This window comes from Herbaspirillum sp. ST 5-3, from assembly GCF_004804275.1.
Lineage (GTDB): Bacteria > Pseudomonadota > Gammaproteobacteria > Burkholderiales > Burkholderiaceae_D > Noviherbaspirillum.
The window spans coordinates 416,482-435,315 of record NZ_STGI01000002.1 but is presented as its reverse complement, the minus strand read 5'-3'; the positions used below and the strand labels follow the sequence as shown (position 1 = coordinate 435,315).

17 protein-coding genes and 1 tRNA gene are annotated in these 18,834 nt (G+C 59.6%); 4 read left to right on the top strand and 14 right to left on the bottom strand.

Annotated elements, in window-relative coordinates; translation table 11 throughout:
- Positions 1-41 precede the first annotated feature (41 nt).
- A complete protein-coding gene (locus tag E6W33_RS05650; RefSeq protein WP_136415213.1) occupies positions 42-725 on the top strand; it encodes a FecR family protein in 684 nt (227 codons plus the stop codon).
- Positions 726-789: 64 nt separating this feature from the next.
- On the opposite strand, the gene E6W33_RS05645 is transcribed toward E6W33_RS05650, so the two are convergent.
- The 8 genes from E6W33_RS05645 to E6W33_RS05610 form a co-directional block, all read right to left on the bottom strand.
- Complete coding sequence (locus tag E6W33_RS05645; RefSeq protein WP_136415211.1) at positions 790-1,269, bottom strand: 2,4'-dihydroxyacetophenone dioxygenase family protein; 480 nt, start codon at positions 1,267-1,269, stop codon at positions 790-792.
- A gap of 115 nt (positions 1,270-1,384) precedes the next feature.
- On the bottom strand, positions 1,385-2,212 hold the full coding sequence (locus E6W33_RS05640) for a helix-turn-helix transcriptional regulator (RefSeq protein WP_136415209.1): 828 nt from the start codon (positions 2,210-2,212) through the stop codon (positions 1,385-1,387).
- A 187-nt stretch (positions 2,213-2,399) separates the two neighbouring features.
- Entirely contained in the window at positions 2,400-3,590 is a 1,191-nt protein-coding gene (locus E6W33_RS05635) for a DUF3095 domain-containing protein (RefSeq protein ID WP_168798540.1), read from the bottom strand.
- A gap of 203 nt (positions 3,591-3,793) precedes the next feature.
- Positions 3,794-4,813, bottom strand: a complete 1,020-nt coding sequence (locus tag E6W33_RS05630; protein WP_136415205.1) for a nitronate monooxygenase — start codon at positions 4,811-4,813, stop codon at positions 3,794-3,796.
- Positions 4,776-5,306, bottom strand: coding sequence for a flavin reductase family protein (locus E6W33_RS05625; protein ID WP_136415203.1), 531 nt, complete (start codon positions 5,304-5,306; stop codon positions 4,776-4,778). The genes E6W33_RS05630 and E6W33_RS05625 overlap by 38 nt, the downstream gene beginning before the upstream one ends.
- Before the next feature lie 247 nt (positions 5,307-5,553).
- Positions 5,554-6,627 (bottom strand): phosphotransferase family protein, encoded by a 1,074-nt coding sequence (locus E6W33_RS05620; protein WP_136415201.1) that lies wholly within the window; start codon positions 6,625-6,627, stop codon positions 5,554-5,556.
- A gap of 13 nt (positions 6,628-6,640) precedes the next feature.
- A complete protein-coding gene (locus tag E6W33_RS05615; protein ID WP_136415199.1) occupies positions 6,641-7,402 on the bottom strand; it encodes an SDR family oxidoreductase in 762 nt (253 codons plus the stop codon).
- Between the two features lie 49 nt (positions 7,403-7,451).
- Positions 7,452-8,684: an acyl-CoA dehydrogenase family protein gene (locus E6W33_RS05610; RefSeq protein ID WP_136415197.1), complete on the bottom strand. Its 1,233-nt coding sequence runs from the start codon at positions 8,682-8,684 to the stop codon at positions 7,452-7,454.
- Between the two features lie 248 nt (positions 8,685-8,932).
- Here E6W33_RS05610 and E6W33_RS05605 point away from each other — a divergent pair, with 248 nt between their 5' ends.
- On the top strand, positions 8,933-9,844 hold the full coding sequence (locus tag E6W33_RS05605; protein ID WP_136415195.1) for a LysR family transcriptional regulator: 912 nt from the start codon (positions 8,933-8,935) through the stop codon (positions 9,842-9,844).
- A 152-nt stretch (positions 9,845-9,996) separates the two neighbouring features.
- Here the strand turns inward: E6W33_RS05605 and E6W33_RS05600 are convergent.
- The 6 genes from E6W33_RS05600 to E6W33_RS05575 all read right to left on the bottom strand — a co-directional run bounded on the left by E6W33_RS05600 (position 9,997) and on the right by E6W33_RS05575 (position 16,388).
- A tRNA-Val gene (locus tag E6W33_RS05600) sits at positions 9,997-10,071 on the bottom strand.
- A 37-nt stretch (positions 10,072-10,108) separates the two neighbouring features.
- Positions 10,109-10,828: a DNA polymerase III subunit epsilon gene (gene dnaQ / locus E6W33_RS05595; RefSeq protein ID WP_136415193.1), complete on the bottom strand. Its 720-nt coding sequence runs from the start codon at positions 10,826-10,828 to the stop codon at positions 10,109-10,111.
- 2 nt (positions 10,829-10,830) lie between these two features.
- Positions 10,831-13,923, bottom strand: a complete 3,093-nt coding sequence (locus tag E6W33_RS05590; protein ID WP_136415191.1) for an efflux RND transporter permease subunit — start codon at positions 13,921-13,923, stop codon at positions 10,831-10,833.
- A 12-nt stretch (positions 13,924-13,935) separates the two neighbouring features.
- Complete coding sequence (locus E6W33_RS05585) at positions 13,936-15,096, bottom strand: efflux RND transporter periplasmic adaptor subunit (protein ID WP_136415188.1); 1,161 nt, start codon at positions 15,094-15,096, stop codon at positions 13,936-13,938.
- Between the two features lie 78 nt (positions 15,097-15,174).
- The gene (rnhA, locus tag E6W33_RS05580; RefSeq protein WP_136415186.1) at positions 15,175-15,609 is read right to left on the bottom strand and encodes a ribonuclease HI; all 435 of its coding nucleotides are present in this window, start codon (positions 15,607-15,609) and stop codon (positions 15,175-15,177) included.
- Positions 15,610-15,611: 2 nt separating this feature from the next.
- Complete coding sequence (locus tag E6W33_RS05575; RefSeq protein WP_136415184.1) at positions 15,612-16,388, bottom strand: class I SAM-dependent methyltransferase; 777 nt, start codon at positions 16,386-16,388, stop codon at positions 15,612-15,614.
- Positions 16,389-16,391: 3 nt separating this feature from the next.
- Between E6W33_RS05575 and gloB the strand changes: the two genes are divergently transcribed.
- Complete coding sequence (gene gloB / locus E6W33_RS05570; protein WP_136415181.1) at positions 16,392-17,165, top strand: hydroxyacylglutathione hydrolase; 774 nt, start codon at positions 16,392-16,394, stop codon at positions 17,163-17,165.
- A 133-nt stretch (positions 17,166-17,298) separates the two neighbouring features.
- Positions 17,299-18,783, top strand: coding sequence for a transglycosylase SLT domain-containing protein (locus tag E6W33_RS05565; RefSeq protein ID WP_136415179.1), 1,485 nt, complete (start codon positions 17,299-17,301; stop codon positions 18,781-18,783).
- Positions 18,784-18,834: the final 51 nt, after the last annotated feature.

The window sequence follows — 18,834 nt, the reverse complement described above, 5'->3', positions numbered from 1 at the left end:
GACTCGCGGCTTGCACGCGCGGAAATCCCGGAGAGAAGATCGTGAAGCCGCTGCGACTTGCCGTTTTCTGCATTCTGCTTGCGCTCGGCGCGTCGAGCGTGGCAGCCGATACCCTGGGCGAGATCTTGTCCGTAAACGGAAAGGTGTTCCTCCAGAAAGAAGGAACCCGCCTGCGCATGCCCGTTTTATCCGGCCAACTTGTCTATGGCGGTGACGTTTACCAGACAGCGACCGGCGGTCATCTTCAGCTCAGACTGCAATCCGGCGAACTGCTGATCCTGCGGGCGGAAAGCCGGGTCGTGATCGAAGACGCTTCCCCCAATGAAAGCCGACTGCGTCTAGACCAAGGCGTTCTACGCTTCATATGCGTTAGCCGACCTGGCAAGAATCAGTTGCTCCACGTGCGCACCACGCTGGCGATGATTGAATCGGGCGACGCGGACGCGACGATAGTCGCTAATGAGGACAGCACGCGATTAACGGTCGCCACCGGCAAGGCAAGCATGACTCCTTTGAACAGCCAGCGCAGTCCCGAAAAACGGACAAGCGAATGTGACAATGCCAAAGCATTCCTGACCGGCACAGAAAACATGATGCTCGTCTTCAAAAAAGGCGAAGCGGCCGCTCAAGCTGTTCCAGCAACCGAACCAGACTTTGCGAATATCCGCCCGGTCATGGAGAGCGAACCGAAAATACCGTCTCGCGACCTGCCCATCCACAACTAGCAACTCAGGCGTGTTCGCCATGCGGAATCCGCAAGCATGACGAACACGGCACAAGCATTTCGCCTCAGAGTCCGATCACGTTCGGGTTGGGATGGCCGGCTTCCTTGCAGAGCGCCAGATAGGTGTCGCGGATGAACCCGGCGTCCCAGACACTCTCCACTTCGCCCGCTTCATTGACGTTCAGGTTCGCACCCCGGATCGCGAACCATGCTTCGGTCGTTTCCGTATTGGTGGCGGGCGCGTGCAAGGTATGCACTGCCCCGGCCGGTTCAAACAGGTAGGATCCGGCCGTGTTCACCTCGGGGTATTCGAGATATTTCCAGGAACCCGAGAAGGTCAGCGCGAACACTTCACCGGTATGCTTGTGCCGAGGCAAGGTCAATCCCGGCGCGAACCGGGCACGTACGACCCACAGTCCTGATTCAATATCCACTTGCAGCAACTGCACCGCAAGCCCTTCCATGAAATCGACGAATGGAAGCTCGTTTTCACTGCGATGCGTGACGTGGGGAATACCGGCCAGTGCCGGAGGCATGGTTGTCATTGAAGTCTCCTGATTTACATGTGATTTGGCCGCTGCCGCGAGGCAGGGAACGCAGCTGCGTCAGGCAAACGATATGCCGGCCCCCGGGCCTCGTCTATCGCGAATATTCGCGATGCTAGGCCGTCCCAGTTCGTATTGCCAGCAGACGCGCCAATCGCGTGCAGGATTGCACGCCCAATTTCCGTCGAATGCTGCGGAGCTGGTGGTCGACCGTCGAAAAGGACCGGCTCAGACTGCGCGCGATTTCCTTGTAGCTCATGCCGGTCGCCGCCAGCATGGCCACTCTCAGTTCGGCCGGGGTCAAGTCGTCAATATCGCCCGTGTGCACATGGACGGATGCGTCTGCCTGCAAGCGCTCCGCAGTCCACAGGATCGGGCCGAGGACTTCGGCAGAAAGGCTTTGAAAGCACGCAAACTGTTCAGCGGTCCAATCGCGCCGCTTTTCCACGTGATCGATACAAAGCAAGGCAAATGGCTTACCGCTTTCGCGCAAGGCCACCGCAATCTTGGAAGCCGTGCCTGCCGCCATGAGGCGCTGACGCAAGCCTTTGCTCAGGCGCTTTTCTTGCGGAATCTCTGCAAAAACGACGGGGCGCGATGACGACCATATCCATGCCACGCCCGGGTCGTGGTTATCAATAGCGATGCCTCGCAAGGAATCGATCTCCAGGTCAGCGCAACGCGCCTCTGCACTACCGAGCATGTAGGTTCGCTGCGCGGGCGTTGCATAACCGCCGTCGACACGCTCCACGTCGAATGCGCCGCACATCCATTCCACCGCCAATTGCCAGCAGGCCGTCGGCTCATCGATATGCAGAAGCAACTGTGCTGCCAGTTCCCGTCCCGCGGGCCATGAAACCGCGCTGCGATGATCGAGCAAGCGCGCGCGAAGCATCTTCTGTGCAGTCAGCACTTCCGCCGGGTCGAGATATGTCGTGGCCATGGCATTCCTCAGCGATGTCGATCGATGCGCGCCAGTGTGCGTTCCCACGGCAAATCATGCCATCAGGTGCACGTCGGCAACACAGGTGAATCGGAAACGTTTTTGAAATTACCGCGATTTGACATTCACCGCTTGTCAATGCATGCACCTGATTGAACATGCATGCAAATCCTGCGGGATCCTTGCCTTATTTATTTTGTGCAAGACGCTTCTTGAGATCGCGCGCCGCGAGCGCATATCCGCCATCGCTGCCGTCAAGAAAATGCATGTGCTGGCCATTGTAGGAACGGACGATGCAGGTCAGGAGTGCTTCGCGCGATTTGCTCGCGCCCCATGCGACGCGACCAGCGCGGTATTCAGCGTCGAGGAATTCCTGCAGTTGCGCGTACTGATCTTCACTGCCATCGATCAGCATGCGCAACATGCCGTCAAACTTGCGAAAGTCGGAATTTTCCACCAGCTCGTCGACATAGTGACTCCAGCGTGTCAACGCCGTATCGCGCTTGCGTGCAAACAAATACGTACCGGCTGCGCTGCGAAACAGGAGCTCGCCGAAATAGGCAGCGCGTCGCAGCGCTCCTTGCCCTGCGGTGCGAACCCGCAGCTCATGCGAGAGCGTGTGTGGATTGAATGCCAGCCGCATGCGCTCGGCACGCAAGGGGTGATACGCTGGAACATCGCCGTAAATCGACTGAATCCGGCCCAGCACGCGTTCGTAGACCTCGTGTTTGCGATCCGCCTCCGCTGCCAGCGCAACCACCAACAGCGAAAGCTTGTGGTCATTCACGCTGGGGAAAGGCTTCCAGCGGCATTCAAAACCGTCGAAGCGTGCATCCATCGCACCATTGTTCTCATCGACGCGCAGCACTCCGCCTGCGCCGGGCGTTTTGATGCGCCTTTCGGCCTCGTCCCATCCGGTGCCGGAAAAGGACGCCTGGGTGACATGCTGCGAAAGACGCATCTTGCCGACGCAGACCGGATAGCTGCTGTCGACCAGATCTGCAACGCTTACCACACCGGCGCGCAGGGTCAGGCCAAACGCCTCGCGCGCGAGCTTCTGCGCACCACGCAATGCGCATTCGACGCGTTCGCGCAACACTCCCGGCAAGGCGAACGTCGCTCCGTCGCCGCCGAATACAAACGGCAGATCGACGTCCGGCTCGACGTTCAGCACGGCAGCGATGCAGGCAACGCCAACCGTATTCACATCCTTGTAGGCCCCCGCTTCGATGGCGCGCGTCGATCCGGCGACATCAGCGATCGCGATCCACCAATCGCGCGGCAGGTCGCGATGCTGACGCCCCGACATCGTTTCGGCAAACGAGGATACCGGAGGCACATTGCGATAGAAATGTAGCGTGTCGAGAGTTTGCGCCATTGTCCTCCGCCGATAGGTGCGTCTATTGCTGCTGCAAAGTGCAGTAGACCTCATCGGAAGTCGCGGCGTCAAGCTAGCCAGCTAGGTAGCTGCCGTGGCTCCCCCATCATGGCGGAGCGCGGCGACCTTCAGACACGTGGAAAGCGCCCTGAATCCTGGAGCAGGATGTTTTCTTGGTAAGGTCGGCGCACAAAATGTCTGCGTCAACTTGCCGAGCGAGCCGACCCGTATCGTGCCGCCAGACCATCGACCACGCGATGGAAGTCGCGAACCGTTTCCTCAATGATCTCCTGCACCGGCTTGACCGCATCGATGCGTCCGCAGACCTGCCCCGTCAGCGGGACGGCGGCTTCCATGTCGCCGCCGAAATACAACTGCTGGACGCCGGCGAATTCGCTCATGATGCTTTCCGGGATCTGTTGCTCAATGCGCGACGTACGCTCTGTGCGGAGCGCGCGCAAGGCCGGTCCCTTGCCGCCGCGGTTGAGGAAAACGGTATCGGTCTCTTCGGCATTGACGATGGCGCGCTTCCAGTTATCGTGCACGGGTGACTCGGTCGATGACAACATGCGCGTCCCCATCTGAATGCCTTCCGCGCCCATCGCGAATGCGGCGGCCATCGTCGCACCATCGCAGAAACCGCCCGCGGCCACGACCGGGACCGTGACCTTGGAACACACCAGCGGCAGCAGGACCATGGACGTCACGTCGCGCTGATTCTTGAAACCGCCGCCCTCGCTTCCTTCCACAATCAGGCCGTCGACCCCGGCGGCAACCGCCTTGAGTGCCCCGGCCAGTGTCGGCACCACATGAAAAACCGTCAAACCCGCCGCCTTCAGATCGGCGCAATAGCGCGTCGGATCCCCTGCCGATGTTGTCACGAACTTGATTCCCTGATCGACCACGAACTGCACGATCGCAGGATCACGGACATAAGTCAGCGCAATGTTGACCCCGAACGGCTTGTCGGTCAGTTCTCGCATCTTGCGGATCTCGTTGCGAATCGCGTCCAGATCGCCGGAGGAGGTTTCAATGATCCCCATTCCGCCGGCATTGGATACTGCCGAGGCGAGCTGTGCCCTGGCGATCCACCCCATCGGCGCCTGGATAATGGGATGCTCAACGCCAAGCATTGTGGTGACACGGTTATTAATTGTCATTGAATTGGTCTCCGTTCTTATCCGTTTAACTAATTGCCTCACTGGCCGAACCCGCGGCGGCATCCATCCTTTTCAGGACTGTCGCATACGCTCCGCCCTGGAATACAAGTGGCGGACGTTCGTAATGCACGAAGCTGACCACCTCGCCGACGAAGATTTCATGATCGCCGCCTTCATACCGATGTACGGTCCTGCATTCGAAACGAGCCGCACATCCATCCAGCAAGGGCAGTCCGCCAAGGCCTCGCTGCAAAGGCATCCCCGAAAATTTTTCCGCACCGCGTTGCGCAAACCGGTGCGACAACGGTGCCTGGTCAGCTGCTAGAACATGCACGGCAAAAAAGTCGGCGCTGACAAATGCCGGCAAACTGCTGGCGCTCCTGGCCAGACTCCATAGCACCAGTGGCGGATCAAGCGATACCGAATTGAAACTGTTCACGGTCAATCCGACGTCTCGTCCCGCACCGTCACGCGTCGTGACGATCGTGACACCAGTTGTGAACGCACCGAGCGCTTTGCGAAATCGAGTGGAGTCAGGCAGCGTGCAAGTCGACATGCGAGAAGGTCTGGAATGGGTGAAGGATGTGTACCGGGCGTCGGTCACTGGACAAGCGTCGCCGCAGACATGTTCGTTTGAGAGCAGAGGCAACCAGTACGCCTGGTTGGGCGTCTCGCAACGAGGTGCCGGACTGCCCAAAGACTGCTTAAGGGAAAAAAGCTTATGCGGACGGACGGAATGCGTCCAATGATTGTTTTTAATACACGATCATGCATGCCGCGCATACGGCGGCATGCATGATCGCTCAGGCGAGGTTCTTTTCCGCCCTTTGTGCGTACGACCACGCCATTTCCGCCAGTGGGCGAGTCGTCTTGCCGACCCGTTGCGCCTGCTCGCTGGATGCCGTGCCGTCCAACGCACGCTTGGCGACACCCTGGTTGATGCCGGCAAGCCGGAAGAGGTTGAACGCCAGGTAAAAGTTCCAGTTGCCGGTAACACGAAAACCGGTTCGGTCGCAATATTTCTCGACATAGGCCCGCTCGTCGGGGATGCCGAGCGCAGCCAGACTCTCGCCCGCCAGGCCCCGGAAGGCACGCGGGGCGCGCCAGGCCATGCAATGATACGCAAAGTCCGCCAGCGGGTGCCCCAAGGTCGACAACTCCCAGTCCAGCACCGCGAGCGCGCGCGGCTGCGTGGCATGGAAGATCAGGTTGTCGACCCGGAAATCGCCGTGCACGATGGACGCCAAACCATCGTCAACCGGCATATTCCGCGGCAACCAGGCAATCAGATTGTCCATCGCCTCGATCACTTCGGTTTCGGCGCCCCGGTATTGCTTCGTCCAGCGGTCGGTCTGCCGCGCAAAATAGTTGCCGGGCTTGCCGTAATCGGCCAGTCCGACCGCTGCATAATCGATCTTGTGCAAGGCAGCGATAACGCGGTTCATCTCGTCGTACAGCCGCGACCGCTCATCGGCGGATGCGCCTGGCATCGCCGGATCCCACAGCACGCGCCCATCCATCATTTCCATCAGATAGAACGCCCGGCCGATCACCGCCTCGTCCTCGCACAGCAGCAGCGGCGCGGCGACGGGGACATCGCTGCCATGCAATGCTTTCAGGACGCGGTATTCGCGCTCAATCGCATGCGCCGACGGTAGCAGGCTCGCGGCGGGTCCGGGTTTCGCCCGCATCACATAGTGATGATTCGGGGTGGACAGCTTGTAGGTAGGATTGGACTGCCCACCCTTGAACTGCTGCACCGAAACCGGCCCGGCAAATCCGGAGAGGCTCTTGCTCAGGAAAGTCTCCAGTCGCTCGACATCGAACTGATGCTGCTGCGCGACCGCCCTGGTCCCGGAATTTTCTTCGTCAAACATCGTCTATCCGGCCTCAGCGAATCGTCAAGCCGCCATCGGCAACAATGGTTTGCCCGGTCACGTATTTTCCGGCCGGGCTGGCCAGCATCACCGCCACGCCGGCGATGTCATTCGGATCACCGAGACGACGCAAGGGCAGCTCGTTTTCCACCATCTTGCGCACCATGTCATTCTCATGGATCGCCTTGGCGAAATCGGTCTTGATCACACCGGGCGCGATGCAATTGATCCGAATATTGTCCGGCCCCCATTCCACCGCAAGATTGCGCGCAAGCTGCATGTCGGCGGCCTTGGAGACGCAATACATGCCGATGTTGGCGTCGCCGTGCATGCCGCCGATCGACGAAATGATCACGATTGCGCCGTCCTTCTTCATCGCCATGTCCGGGCGCACCGCCTGGCAGAGCCAGTGGTTGGACAGCACGTTGTTGCGCATGATCTTGTCGAACACTTCGTCGGTCATGCCGGTGCTCGGCCCGTAATAGGGATTGGTGGCGGCATTGCATACGAGAATGTCGATCGGCCCAAGTTGCTTGCGCGATTGCGCCACGAGGTGCTCGAGCTGCGCCTTGTCGGAGATATTGGCAGGAATGGCAATCGCCTGACCACCAGTTGCACGAATGCCGGCCGCAACTTCCTCACATGGCTCAGCCTTGCGGCTGGAAATAACCACCTTCGCCCCGCCTGCTGCCATCTGCTCCGCAATGGCGCGCCCGATGCCTCGGCTGGAACCGGTAATGATCGCCACCTTGCCGGTCAAGTCGAACAAATTCATGAAATTCTCCAGAAAGTAATTGCTTTGAGGTCCGTGTATGACCGCGTCCTCACTTGCGGGCGGCAGCCAGGTATGGCGCCAGCTCCTGCTTCGCGATCGCATTGCTGTGAACCTCATCCGGCCCGTCCGCCGTGCGCAGATGGCGCGCATAGGCGTAATACGAAGTCAGCAGGTAATCCTGGCTGAATCCGCCCGCGCCATGCGCCTGGATAGCCCAGTCGATGACCTTGCAGCAATTGTTCGGCGCCACCACCTTGATCATCGCAATTTCCTTTGCCGCCACCTTGTTGCCCACCGTGTCCATCTTGTACGCGGCATTCAAGACCAGCAGCCTGGTCTGCTCGATGAGCATGCGTGACTTGGCAATACGCTCACGCCACACACTTTGGTCGGACAGCGGCTTGTGAAAGGCAACGCGTGACACCACGCGTTTGCACATCAGTTCCAGCGCGGCCTCTGCCATGCCGACGACACGCATGCAGTGGTGAATCCGGCCAGGCCCGAGACGTCCCTGCGCGATCTCGAAACCGCGCCCTTCACCCAGCAGGATATTGGATGCCGGTACCCTGACATTTTCGAAGAGGACTTCAGGATGGCCCGCCGGCGGGTCCATGAATCCGTACAGCGCCATATCGCGCACGATCGTGACGCCCGGTGTGTCCTTCGGCACCAGGATCATCGATTGCTGGCGATGGCGATCGGGGTTGTGCGGATCGGTTTTACCCATCAGCACGAACACCTTGCAATTCTCCGCAGCCGCGCCGGTGATATACCACTTGCGCCCGTTGATCACATAGTCATCGCCATCGCGCCTGATGCTGCATTCGATATTAGTTGCGTCGGACGAGGCCACGGCAGGCTCGGTCATCGCAAACGCCGAGCGGATTTCTCCATTCAGCAGCGGCGTGAGCCATTGGCGTTTTTGCTCTTCGGTCCCGTAACGAACCAGGACTTCCATGTTGCCGGTATCTGGCGCGGAGCAATTGAATACTTCGGATGCCCAATACTGCTTTCCCATCATTTCGGCGATCGGCGCGTACTCAAGGTTAGTGAGACCGGCGCCAAGTTCGGATTCCGGCAAAAAGAGATTCCACAATCCTTCTGCTTTTGCCTTCGTCTTCAACTCCTCCAGCACCGGATACGGCGCATACGGACGCCCGTTCCTCGCGTTCTCCGCAATTTCCTGTTCACGGCGCGAGTACTGTGGAAAGACGTGCTCGTCCAGGAACGCCTTGACACGCTTGTGAAGACTGACCACTCGGGGGGAATATTCGAGATTCATCTGACGCCCTCTTCCTTTGGTGATGTGATGTTACGTGCTGAAGCTTAGCGTGGGGCGCACGGCCTGACCAATGCTTAATATCGAAGACGGTCATTCATGGCATGCATAACCTGTCGAAAGGCCTGAACAACCGGGAAGCGCTTGCTTCTTCCGAATTTCCCTATCCCCTCGATCCACAACAATGACTTGCGTGCGAACAAGGCTATTCAGATAATGAATGGACGAACACTACTGACATGAGGGCATGCATGAACTTGAGCCGGATCGACCTGAACCTCTTTGTCGTGTTCGACGCCATCTATACCGAGGGCGGCATCACGCGCGCCAGCGACACCTTGAAACTATCCCAGCCCGCGATCAGCCACGCATTGAACCGCTTGCGCGAATTGCTTGGTGATCCTCTGTTCATTCGAAAGGGCAATACGATGGTGCCAACTGCGATGGCCCACGAACTGATTGGACCGGTCCGGCGCGCACTCGGCGAAATCGAAGGATCGCTTAATCAGCTATCGGAATTCAATCCTGCGGAATCCCAGCGGGAATTCAAGATCGGCATGCGCCCCATCGTCGAATCATCCTTGATACCCGCTCTGATCGAATCCATGGAAACGGTGGCGCCGAACGTCCGGATATCGGCCGTCCACTATGACCGGTCCGACTTTCAGACGCAGCTTGCAACCGGGACGCTTGCGGTAGTCATCGACATCATGCAACCGATCACCCAGATGATCAATCAAAAGCATCTCGGGGGAGGAAAGATGGTTGTCGTTGCGCGCCAAGGCCATCCTGCCGTTCACGGATCCATTTCGATGGCGTCCTATCTGGAACAAGACCACATCGTCGCCAGTTCGCGCCGACTCGGGCCGGCACTCGAAGACTATGAACTGTCCCGACGAGGTTACCAGCGTCGAATCAAACTGCGATGCCAGCATTACTTGACGGCGAGCCACGCGGTGCAGGTCTCCAACATGCTGCTCACGATACCGGAACGATTCGCCCGTGCGGTGAACGAGGGTCTAGGCAATCAGATCGTTCCGTTTCCGGCGGATTTGCCGGCGTCGGACATTTTTCTGTACTGGCACACCAATGCGGAAAACGATCCCGGCAACCGCTGGCTGCGCGAACAGATTTTTGGCATTTGGACGCCGACGGCGCGGTAAATGATTTCTGGTCTTGCATTTCAGCGCGTCCAACGACTCTTGCTCGGCGTGGCGTCGCTGGTCGTCCTTGATCTGACAGATAGCAAAACGCCCGCAGTTTGCGGGCGTTTTAGCGATTCTTGGTCTTCTGTGGACTGCTTGGAAAGGTGTTCTGGTGGACAGTACTGGGATTGAACCAGTGACCCCCGCCGTGTGAAGGCGGTGCTCTACCCCTGAGCTAACTGTCCGAAGAGGTCGGCATTATCTCATAAACCCTGCGCGGAATCAATTTGCCGATGCAGCGGGCTCGGTCCGCCAGATGCAACTGCCTTTGACATCCTTGTCGAGCCGGTCCAGCAAGGCTTCATGTGCGGCCAGTTCGTCCGCCGTCGCCTGCAGGATAACAATCTCGGCAAGAGGGACGACTTCCAGCAATTCGTTACTCGTTGCAACGGCATCCGGCGCACCCAGGTCGATCGTGAGGCTGTTCTGGCCGCGCGTCATCGCCAGATAGACTTCGGCCAGCAGTTCCGCATCGAGCAAGGCGCCGTGCAAGGCTCGATGCGCGTTCGAGATGCCGTAGCGATCGCATAGCGCGTCCAGCGAGTTGCGCTTGCCGGGATGCATTTCCTTGGCCTGCACCAGGGTGTCGGTCACGATCGCGACGTGCTCGATGAAGCGCGGGAAACTGAGGCGTTCGAACTCCGCATCCAGAAAGGCAAGGTCGAACGGCGCATTGTGGATGATGATTTCCGCATCGCGCACATAGTCGCGCAACTCGGCCGCGATCTCGGCGAATTTCGGCTTGTCGCTGAGGAATTCGGTGGTCAATCCGTGCACCGCGAGCGCGCCCTCTTCCGAGTCGCGTTCGGGATTGATATAGCTGTGGAAGTTGTTGCCGGTCAGGCGGCGATTGACGATCTCGACGCAGCCGATTTCGATGATGCGGTCGCCCGAACGCGGGTTCAGGCCAGTGGTTTCGGTATCAAGAACGATTTGTCGCATGGTTATTGAGCGGTAGCCGGTTTGGGTGCAGCAGCATCCACCACCGGATGGATTGTCTTCTTGCGGGCAAGGAAAGTATAAAACGTGGGCACGACGAACAGCGTGAGCAGTGTACCAAAGCTCATGCCGCCGACAATGACCAATCCGATCTGCATGCGCGACTCCGCGCCCGCGCCTGTCGCCAATGCCAAAGGCGCCGCGCCGAGAACCATCGCGCCGGTTGTCATCAGGATCGGCCGCAGACGCAGCACCGCCGCTTCGACCACGGCCTCATGCAGGGCCTTGCCCTGCTCGCGCAACTGGTTGGTAAATTCCACGATCAGGATGCCGTGCTTGGTGATCAGGCCTACCAGCGTGATGAGGCCGATCTGGCTGTACACGTTCAGGGTTCCGCCGCCCCACTTCAGCACCGCCAGCGCGCCGGCCATCGACAGGGGTACGGTCAGCATGATGATGAAGGGGTAAATGAAGCTCTCGAACTGCGCGGCCAGCACCAGGTAGATGAAGGCGAGCGCGAGCACGAAGGTGAGCGCCAGACTGCCGCTGGCATCACGATATTCGCGCGACGAACCGGACAGGTCGGTCGCATATCCCGGCTTGAGGATGCTCTTTGCCGTCTGCTCCATGAACTCGATGGCTTCGCCTTGCGTGTATCCGTTTGCCAGGTTGGCGGAAATGATGACCGCACGGCGCTGGCCGAAGTGGTTCAGCTCGCGCGGCGCGACCGTTTCGCGCACCTTGAGCAGGCTGGACAACGGAATCATCTGGTCCAGCCCGCCGGTCTTGCTCAGGCCGCGCACGAAGATGTTGTTGATGTCGTCCGGCGCATCGCGCTCGCCGTTCTGGATTTGCACGACCACGTCGTACTGGTCGCCGTCCTTCTTGAAACGCGTGACATTGCGTCCGCCCAGCATGGTCTCCAGCGTGCGCCCGACGGTTTCAATCTGGACGCCGGCGTCCGCCGCCTTGTCGCGATCGACTTCCACATTCACCTGCGGCTTGTTCAGACGCAGATCGGTATCGATATTGACCAGCCCCGGATTCTTGCTTGCCTCGGCGACAATCTGTTGCGCGACGTTCTGCAATTCCGCGTAGGAAGCATTGGAAAGCACAACCAGGTTCACCGGCCGCTCGCGGATCGATTGTCCGAGTGAAGGCGGCGCATTCGGGAAGGCAAGAATGCCGGGGATGGCCGCCATCTTGGGCTGCATTTCCTTGAGCATGTCGAGCGTGCTGCGCTTGCGCTCGGTCCAGTCGATCGTGCGGAAGGAAGCGCTGCCGCGCTCGACGGTGGGGTTGCCGGCGAAAATGAAGACGCGGTCGATTTCCTTGATCCCGGCGGCGATCTCCTCCATCCGGCGTGCATACTTCTCGGTGTATTCCAGCGATGCGCCATCCGGCCCTGCGAAGGTGGTGAAGATGGTGCCGCGGTCCTCGATCGGCGCCAGCTCCTTCTTCATGCTGGTGGCAAGCCACACCAGTGCGCCGATCACCACGACATACACCAGGACTACCAGCCAGCGGGTCGTGAGCGTGCCCGAGAGAACCTTGCGGTACCCGGCGGTCAGCATGTCCAGAGCGTTTTCGATCAATCGATACACCACACCGTGCCGCGTCTGGTGCCGCAACAGCACCGAGCACATCATCGGCGACAAGGTGAGCGCGACGAATCCGGACACCAGCACGGCACCGGCCAGCGTCAACGCGAATTCCACGAACAGGCGTCCCGTGCGGCCCGGCGTGAACGCAACAGGCGCGTACACCGCGGCCAGCGTCAGCGTCATGGCGACCACCGCGAAGCCGATTTCCTTCGCGCCCTTGAGCGCCGCGTCGAACGGCTTCATGCCATCCTCGATGTGACGGAAGATGTTCTCCAGCACGACGATCGCATCGTCCACGACGAGGCCGATTGCCAGCACCAGCGCGAGCAGCGTCAGCGTATTGATACTGAAGCCGGCCAGCGACATCAGGCCGAAGGCGCCAATCAGCGACACCGGAATCGTGACCAGCGGAATGAGGGAAGCACGGAAGGAACGCAGGAAGACAAAGATCACCAGTGCAACCAGCACGATGGCTTCACCTATGGTCTTGTAGACCGATTTGATCGAACGGTCGATGAACAGCGTGTTGTCGACCGCGATGCCGATTTGCACGCCTTGCGCCGCCAGTTCTTCATTCAGTTTCGGCAATTCGGCCTTCACGTAGCCGGCCAGCTCCAGCGGGTTGGCAGTGGCCTGGCGGATGATGCCAAGCGACACCGCGTTCTTGCCGTTGAAGCGTACCGATGTGCGTTCGGCGGCGGGGGCGATCTCGACGTTTGCCACATCGCGCAGGCGAACCGAATAGCCATTCACCGAGCGCACGATGATGTCTCCGAATTCCTTCGGCGTGGTGAGGTCGGTCTGCGACACTACCGAGAATTCGCGCTGCCGCGATTCGATGCGACCGGCCGGCACTTCGATGTTCTGCTTGCGCAGGGCGTCTTCCACATCGGCCGGCGCGAGCCTGTATGCGGCCAGCTTGTCGCGGTTTAGCCAGATGCGCATCGCATACTTGCGCTCGCCGCCGATGCGGACATCCGCAGCACCCGGCAGCAATTGCAGGCGCGGCTTGACAATGCGGTTGGCGATGTCGGTCAGGTCGAGCTGCGACATCGTGTCGCTGGAGAACGACAGCCAGATGATCGGATTGGCATCGGCCTCGACCTTGGCGATCACCGGTTCCTCGATCGTCTGCGGCAGCTTGGAGCGCACGCGCGACACGCGGTCGCGCACGTCGTTGGCGCCCGAATCCGGGTCCTTTTCAAGCCGGAACTTCACCGTGATCTGGCTCTGCTCGGAACGGGAAATGGATGTCAGCACGTCGACGCCGTCAATGCCGGCGATCGAATCCTCCATCGGCTTGGTCACCTGGGATTCGACGATCTCCGAACTCGCGCCGGGGTAGTTCGTTGCGACGGTCACGACCGGCTCGTCGATTTTCGGGTATTCGCGCACCGCCAGCCGGTTGTAGGAGACAAGCCCGATCAGCACGATGATGAGCGACATCACCGTCGCGAAAACGGGACGGCGGATACAGATATCCGATAAAACCATGATGCGCTCCGGTTAGCTCTTGGGCGTGGCGGTGGCGGACGCTTCCACCGGCTTTGATTCCGGCCCGCCGGCCTGGACGACGCGCACCGGCGTGCCGTCCCTGGACAGGCGGACCTGGCCGGCGGTAATCACGGTGTCGCCTTCTTGCAGTCCCTGCGTGATTTCGACTTTGGCTGCGCGCCGCAATCCTGTCTTCACTTCGGCCCTGACGGCCTTGCCATCCACCACTTTCCAGACCGTCATCCTGTTACCCTGCGGGACGATGGCCTCTTCGGGGATCACCAGCGCGTTGTCGCGCTCGCCGAGAATCAGTCTGACACGCGCGAACATCCCGGGTTTCAGCCTGCCTTCAGGATTGGCGATGCGACCGCGAAGCGAGGTGGAACGTCCGGAGCTGTCGACTTGCGGATCGACCGCGTCGACCTTTGCATGGAATGGCTTGTTCGGCAAGGCATCCACCACCACTTCGAGGGCCTGCCCTTTTTGCACGACATCCGCATATTTTTCGGGGATGCGGAAATCGACCTTGACGCTTGAAATGTCTTCCAGGTTGATCAGATCGGCGCCGTCCTTCACATAGTCGCCGACGCTGACGTTGCGAATGCCGACGATGCCGGAGAACGGCGCGCGGATTTCCATCTTGGACAAGCGCGCCTCCGCGAGCGCAAGCTTGGCTTCGAGCACCTGAACATTGGCGAGAGATTCGTCCCGGGCGCGTTCGGAGATGAACTTTTGCTTGGCCAGGTCGGCGTTGCGTTCAAAATTGGCTTTGGCGATGCCGAGTTCGGCCTTCGCTTGCAGGACTTCCGCCTGATTGACGGTGGAATCGAAGGCAATCAGCAATTGCCCCTTCTTCACCTGCTGTCCATCGTCGAAGTTGAGTTTGCTGATGCGGCCGGACACTTCAGGCCGGATCACAACCGATTCATTCGAGCGTATGGTGCCGACTGCATTCACGTCGTTGACCAGCCTGGTGCTTGCGACTCTTGCCACATCAACGGCGGCGATGCTGCCCGCACCTGTTGCCTTGCCCGTGCCGGGCGCTGCCGGCGCGGCGCTTGCGGTTTGCTCGACGGGCCTTTGCGGCTGACGCTGCGCGTAATACGCATACGAGCCCAATGCGGCAATACCAATGGCAGCTATGCCGGGATACAACAATCTCCGTGCGTCCATTTACTTTACTTGTCAGGATGAATGCCAGGCAGCAAGCGAACTCGTTGCCAACGAGCGAATGTAGCACAAGCAGCCACCTTAGGTGACCGAGGCGACACCAAGATTGGCGAGTGCGTCCGCGCGCTCGTTGCCGTCATGGCCGGCATGGCCCTTTACCCAGCGCCATTCAATGGTGTGGATGGCTTGCGCCGCATCGAGCGCCTGCCACAGATCGACGTTCTTGACCGGTTCCTTGGCGGCCGTTTTCCAGCCGCGCGCTTTCCAGCCGTGGATCCATTCACTGATGCCTTTTTGTACATACTGGCTGTCGGTGTGGACGACAACCTCGCACGGGCGCTTGAGTGCCGACAAGGCTTCGATCACGGCCTGCAGTTCCATGCGATTGTTGGTGGTCTTGGGATCCCCGCCAAACATTTCCTTTTTATGTCCGCCGGCGATCAGCAATGCGCCCCAGCCGCCGGGACCGGGATTTCCCTTGCAGGCCCCGTCCGTAAAAATTTCAACTTTGTCCATGCTTACTTGTGCTTTTGAATACGATTGGTGACGGGAACGCCTTGCGGCGCGGTGGCGGCTTTCCGCGTCCAGGCCGGGCCGATCAGCCGCATGCCCCGGATGCGCTTGATCGCCTGCACGATATACACCGCGCCAAGAAAAGGCCACCAGCGATTGCCGGCCTTTTCCATGAAGACGAACCTGTTCAACCATTTGTCGGTGACGCACGGCGGCGCGTAGCAGCCGAAATGCCCGCGGTTGACTTCCATGTTCAGCAGTTTCAGCCAGTCCTTCAGACGCGGCAGGCTGATGAATTCGCCATTCTGCGGAAGGAAATGCGCTCCGGTGACACGGCTGGCAACCTGGCGCAAGCCCCACAGGCTGGCAGGATTGAAGCCGCAAATGATGACCTGCCCTTCCGGGATCAGCACGCGCTCGACCTCGCGCAGCACCTGGTGCGGCTCATCCGCAAACTCAAGCACGTGCGGCAGCACCACCAGATCGAGGCTTTGCGAGGCAAAAGGCAATTCGGCGAAATCATGCACCACGACGATTGGCGAGCGCGATCCGTCACTGTTCACCGATGGCAGTTGCGTATCGGTCAGCCACTTGTTGGGCATGCGGTTGGCCTGCAGCGCTTTGATCTGCGGCAGACCGATCTGCATGGCATTAAAACCGAAGATATCCGCGGTCAGCATGTCCAGCCGTTCCTGCTGCCACGCGCGCACGTAGGCTCCGGCCGGCGTATCCAGCCAGGGACCGAGCGCTATAATGGCTTTTTCAGGCGACTGACGTTCCATCGTATGTTGAATGTATTGACTGTACCGGCGTTCCAGGACAACTACCTTTGGCTGATTCACGATGGCAAACATGCCGCGGTGGTCGACCCGGGTGATGCAGCGCCCATTCTGGCCGCACTTGAAGAGCATCGCCTCTCCCTGGCCGCTATTCTACTGACTCATCATCATGCTGACCATGTCGGCGGCGTGCCCGAACTGCTGCGGAACTTCAAGGTGCCAGTATTCGGGCCTCGCCAGGAAGCCATTCCGCAGATCACCCATCCCTTGGGCGAAGGGGATACGGTCACGCTTGCTGAACCGGCGCTCAGACTCAGTGTACTCGACGTCCCCGGACATACGCGCGGCCATATTGCCTATTTCGCAGCAGAACAGGGATGGCTGTTTTGCGGCGACACCTTGTTTGCCGGCGGCTGCGGCCGCTTGTTTGAAGGCACGCCTGAACAAATGCTTGCCTCACTCGCAAAACTGGCCGCGCTTCCTGATAAAACGCAAATCTACTGTGCGCATGAATACACGCTGGCGAACCTTCGCTTCGCCAACGAAGTCGAACCTGAAAATGTTGCAATAAAAGCACGTATTCAGCAGGAACAAGCCAAGCGCGATCGGGGACAGCCCACGGTTCCATCAACAATCGGCCTGGAAAAATCGACAAATCCATTCCTGCGGTACCGTGAATCCGGCATTGCCGACCGACTTGTCGCAGCCGGACACCTTTCCGACCGGGAACCTATCGCTGTTTTCGCTGCCTTACGGCAATGGAAAAATTCCTACCGTTGAGCAGCAAGGCCGACTTGTCGGTCCGTAATGTTTTGCAATAAGCCTTGACGCAGGAAAACACCATTACGTAAACTCCATTGATTCCCCGGGTGCCTGACGATAGCCCCCGCAATAAAACAGCAAGCGAGGACCCATGCAGCCGCTGAAAATAAGAAAATTTCCGTTTACAGCGATTCTTCTCCTCAGCGCACCATTCGCTGTGCACGCTGCAGATCTTTCCCTTCCCCTGAATACATGGACGCAGGTCTCCGCACTGGAGAAGCCCTACGATCCCAACGACCCGCTGGTGCAATTGCTCGCGATGGAAGAGGTGGATGTCTGGGCGCGCATCCGCAAGGGTTTCGGCATTCCCGATCTGGATAATCCGCTGGTGGCGAACCAGGTGCAGTGGTACAGTTCGCGCCCGGACTACATTCAACGCACGACGACGCGCGCGTCACGCTATCTGTTCCACGTCGTGCAGGAACTCGAAAAGCGCGGCATGCCGACCGAACTGGCGCTGCTGCCCTTCATTGAGTCCGCTTTCAATCCGCAAGCCTATTCGACGGCGAAGGCAGCCGGCATGTGGCAGTTCATTCCGTCCACCGGGCGGGACTTCAATCTGACGCAGAGCATGTTCAAGGACGATCGCCGAAACGTGATTGCGTCGACCGATGCGGCGCTGACCTATCTGCAGAAGCTGTATGGCATGTTCGGCGACTGGCAGCTTGCGCTGGCCGCCTACAACTGGGGCGAAGGTTCGGTGCAGCGCGCGATCAACAAGGCACAGGCCGCTGGCCGCCCGACCGACTTCAACAGCCTGTCGCAGTACATGCCGGTGGAGACGCGCAACTACGTGCCGAAACTGCAGGCGGTCAAGAACATCATCGCCTCGCCTGCGGAATACGGCATCATGCTGCCGAAGGTCGAGAACCAGCCCTACTTCGTCACGATCGGCAAGACGCGCGATATCGATATCAAGGTCGCGGCCCAACTGGCCGAGCTGTCGATCGACGAATTCAAGGCGCTGAATCCGCAGTTCAATCGTCCTGTCATCACCGGCAGCTCGGATACCCAGATCCTGCTCCCGCAGAGCAATGCGGAAAAATTCAAGTCAAACCTGGCGAAATGGGGGCACGCTCTGTCCTCCTGGACGGCGCACAAGGTGACCAGTGCGCGCGAGCGGATCGAGACCATTGCGAAGAAATTCGGCACCACGCCTGAAGTGATTCGCGAAGCAAACCATATCCCGCCGAAAATGCTCCTGAAGGCGGGATCCACGGTGCTGGTTCCGAAACCGGAGCATGCGCCCGAGAAGGACATCGCGCCGGAAATCGTGGACAACGCGAGGATGGTGACCGTGCCGGACGTGCCGGAAACCCGTCGCCTGTATGTCAAGGTCGGCAAACGCGACACACTGGCCTCGATCGCAAAGCGGCACAACGTCAGCGTTACGCAGATCAAGGACTGGAACAACCTGAAGCATGACAAGGTAGCCGCCGGTCAGACGCTGCAGCTCAACGTGCAGAACAAGGCATCGGGAAAACGCCATGTCGCACGCGGCACCACCACCCATCGCAAGGCAGCACCGGCCCCCACTCGCAAGACGGCATCCTCGAGCAAGAAACGACACGGCTGACGAACCGGCGCAGGCGTAGAGCCTGCGCTGTCCAGTTCGTTACGCAAGCCC

Bases quoted from the DNA above. Each gene is read 5' to 3' on its own strand.
- E6W33_RS05645 (WP_136415211.1), bottom strand. From the start codon at position 1,269: ATGACAACCATGCCTCCGGCACTGGCCGGTATTCCCCACGTCACGCAT.
- E6W33_RS05640 (WP_136415209.1), bottom strand. From the start codon at position 2,212: ATGGCCACGACATATCTCGACCCGGCGGAAGTGCTGACTGCACAGAAG.
- E6W33_RS05635 (WP_168798540.1), bottom strand. From the start codon at position 3,590: ATGGCGCAAACTCTCGACACGCTACATTTCTATCGCAATGTGCCTCCG.
- E6W33_RS05630 (WP_136415205.1), bottom strand. From the start codon at position 4,813: ATGCCGCCGCGGGTTCGGCCAGTGAGGCAATTAGTTAAACGGATAAGA.
- E6W33_RS05625 (WP_136415203.1), bottom strand. From the start codon at position 5,306: ATGTCGACTTGCACGCTGCCTGACTCCACTCGATTTCGCAAAGCGCTC.
- E6W33_RS05620 (WP_136415201.1), bottom strand. From the start codon at position 6,627: ATGTTTGACGAAGAAAATTCCGGGACCAGGGCGGTCGCGCAGCAGCAT.
- E6W33_RS05615 (WP_136415199.1), bottom strand. From the start codon at position 7,402: ATGAATTTGTTCGACTTGACCGGCAAGGTGGCGATCATTACCGGTTCC.
- E6W33_RS05610 (WP_136415197.1), bottom strand. From the start codon at position 8,684: ATGAATCTCGAATATTCCCCCCGAGTGGTCAGTCTTCACAAGCGTGTC.
- E6W33_RS05605 (WP_136415195.1), top strand. From the start codon at position 8,933: ATGAACTTGAGCCGGATCGACCTGAACCTCTTTGTCGTGTTCGACGCC.
- dnaQ (WP_136415193.1), bottom strand. From the start codon at position 10,828: ATGCGACAAATCGTTCTTGATACCGAAACCACTGGCCTGAACCCGCGT.
- E6W33_RS05590 (WP_136415191.1), bottom strand. From the start codon at position 13,923: ATGGTTTTATCGGATATCTGTATCCGCCGTCCCGTTTTCGCGACGGTG.
- E6W33_RS05585 (WP_136415188.1), bottom strand. From the start codon at position 15,096: ATGGACGCACGGAGATTGTTGTATCCCGGCATAGCTGCCATTGGTATT.
- rnhA (WP_136415186.1), bottom strand. From the start codon at position 15,609: ATGGACAAAGTTGAAATTTTTACGGACGGGGCCTGCAAGGGAAATCCC.
- E6W33_RS05575 (WP_136415184.1), bottom strand. From the start codon at position 16,388: ATGGAACGTCAGTCGCCTGAAAAAGCCATTATAGCGCTCGGTCCCTGG.
- gloB (WP_136415181.1), top strand. From the start codon at position 16,392: ATGTTGAATGTATTGACTGTACCGGCGTTCCAGGACAACTACCTTTGG.
- E6W33_RS05565 (WP_136415179.1), top strand. From the start codon at position 17,299: ATGCAGCCGCTGAAAATAAGAAAATTTCCGTTTACAGCGATTCTTCTC.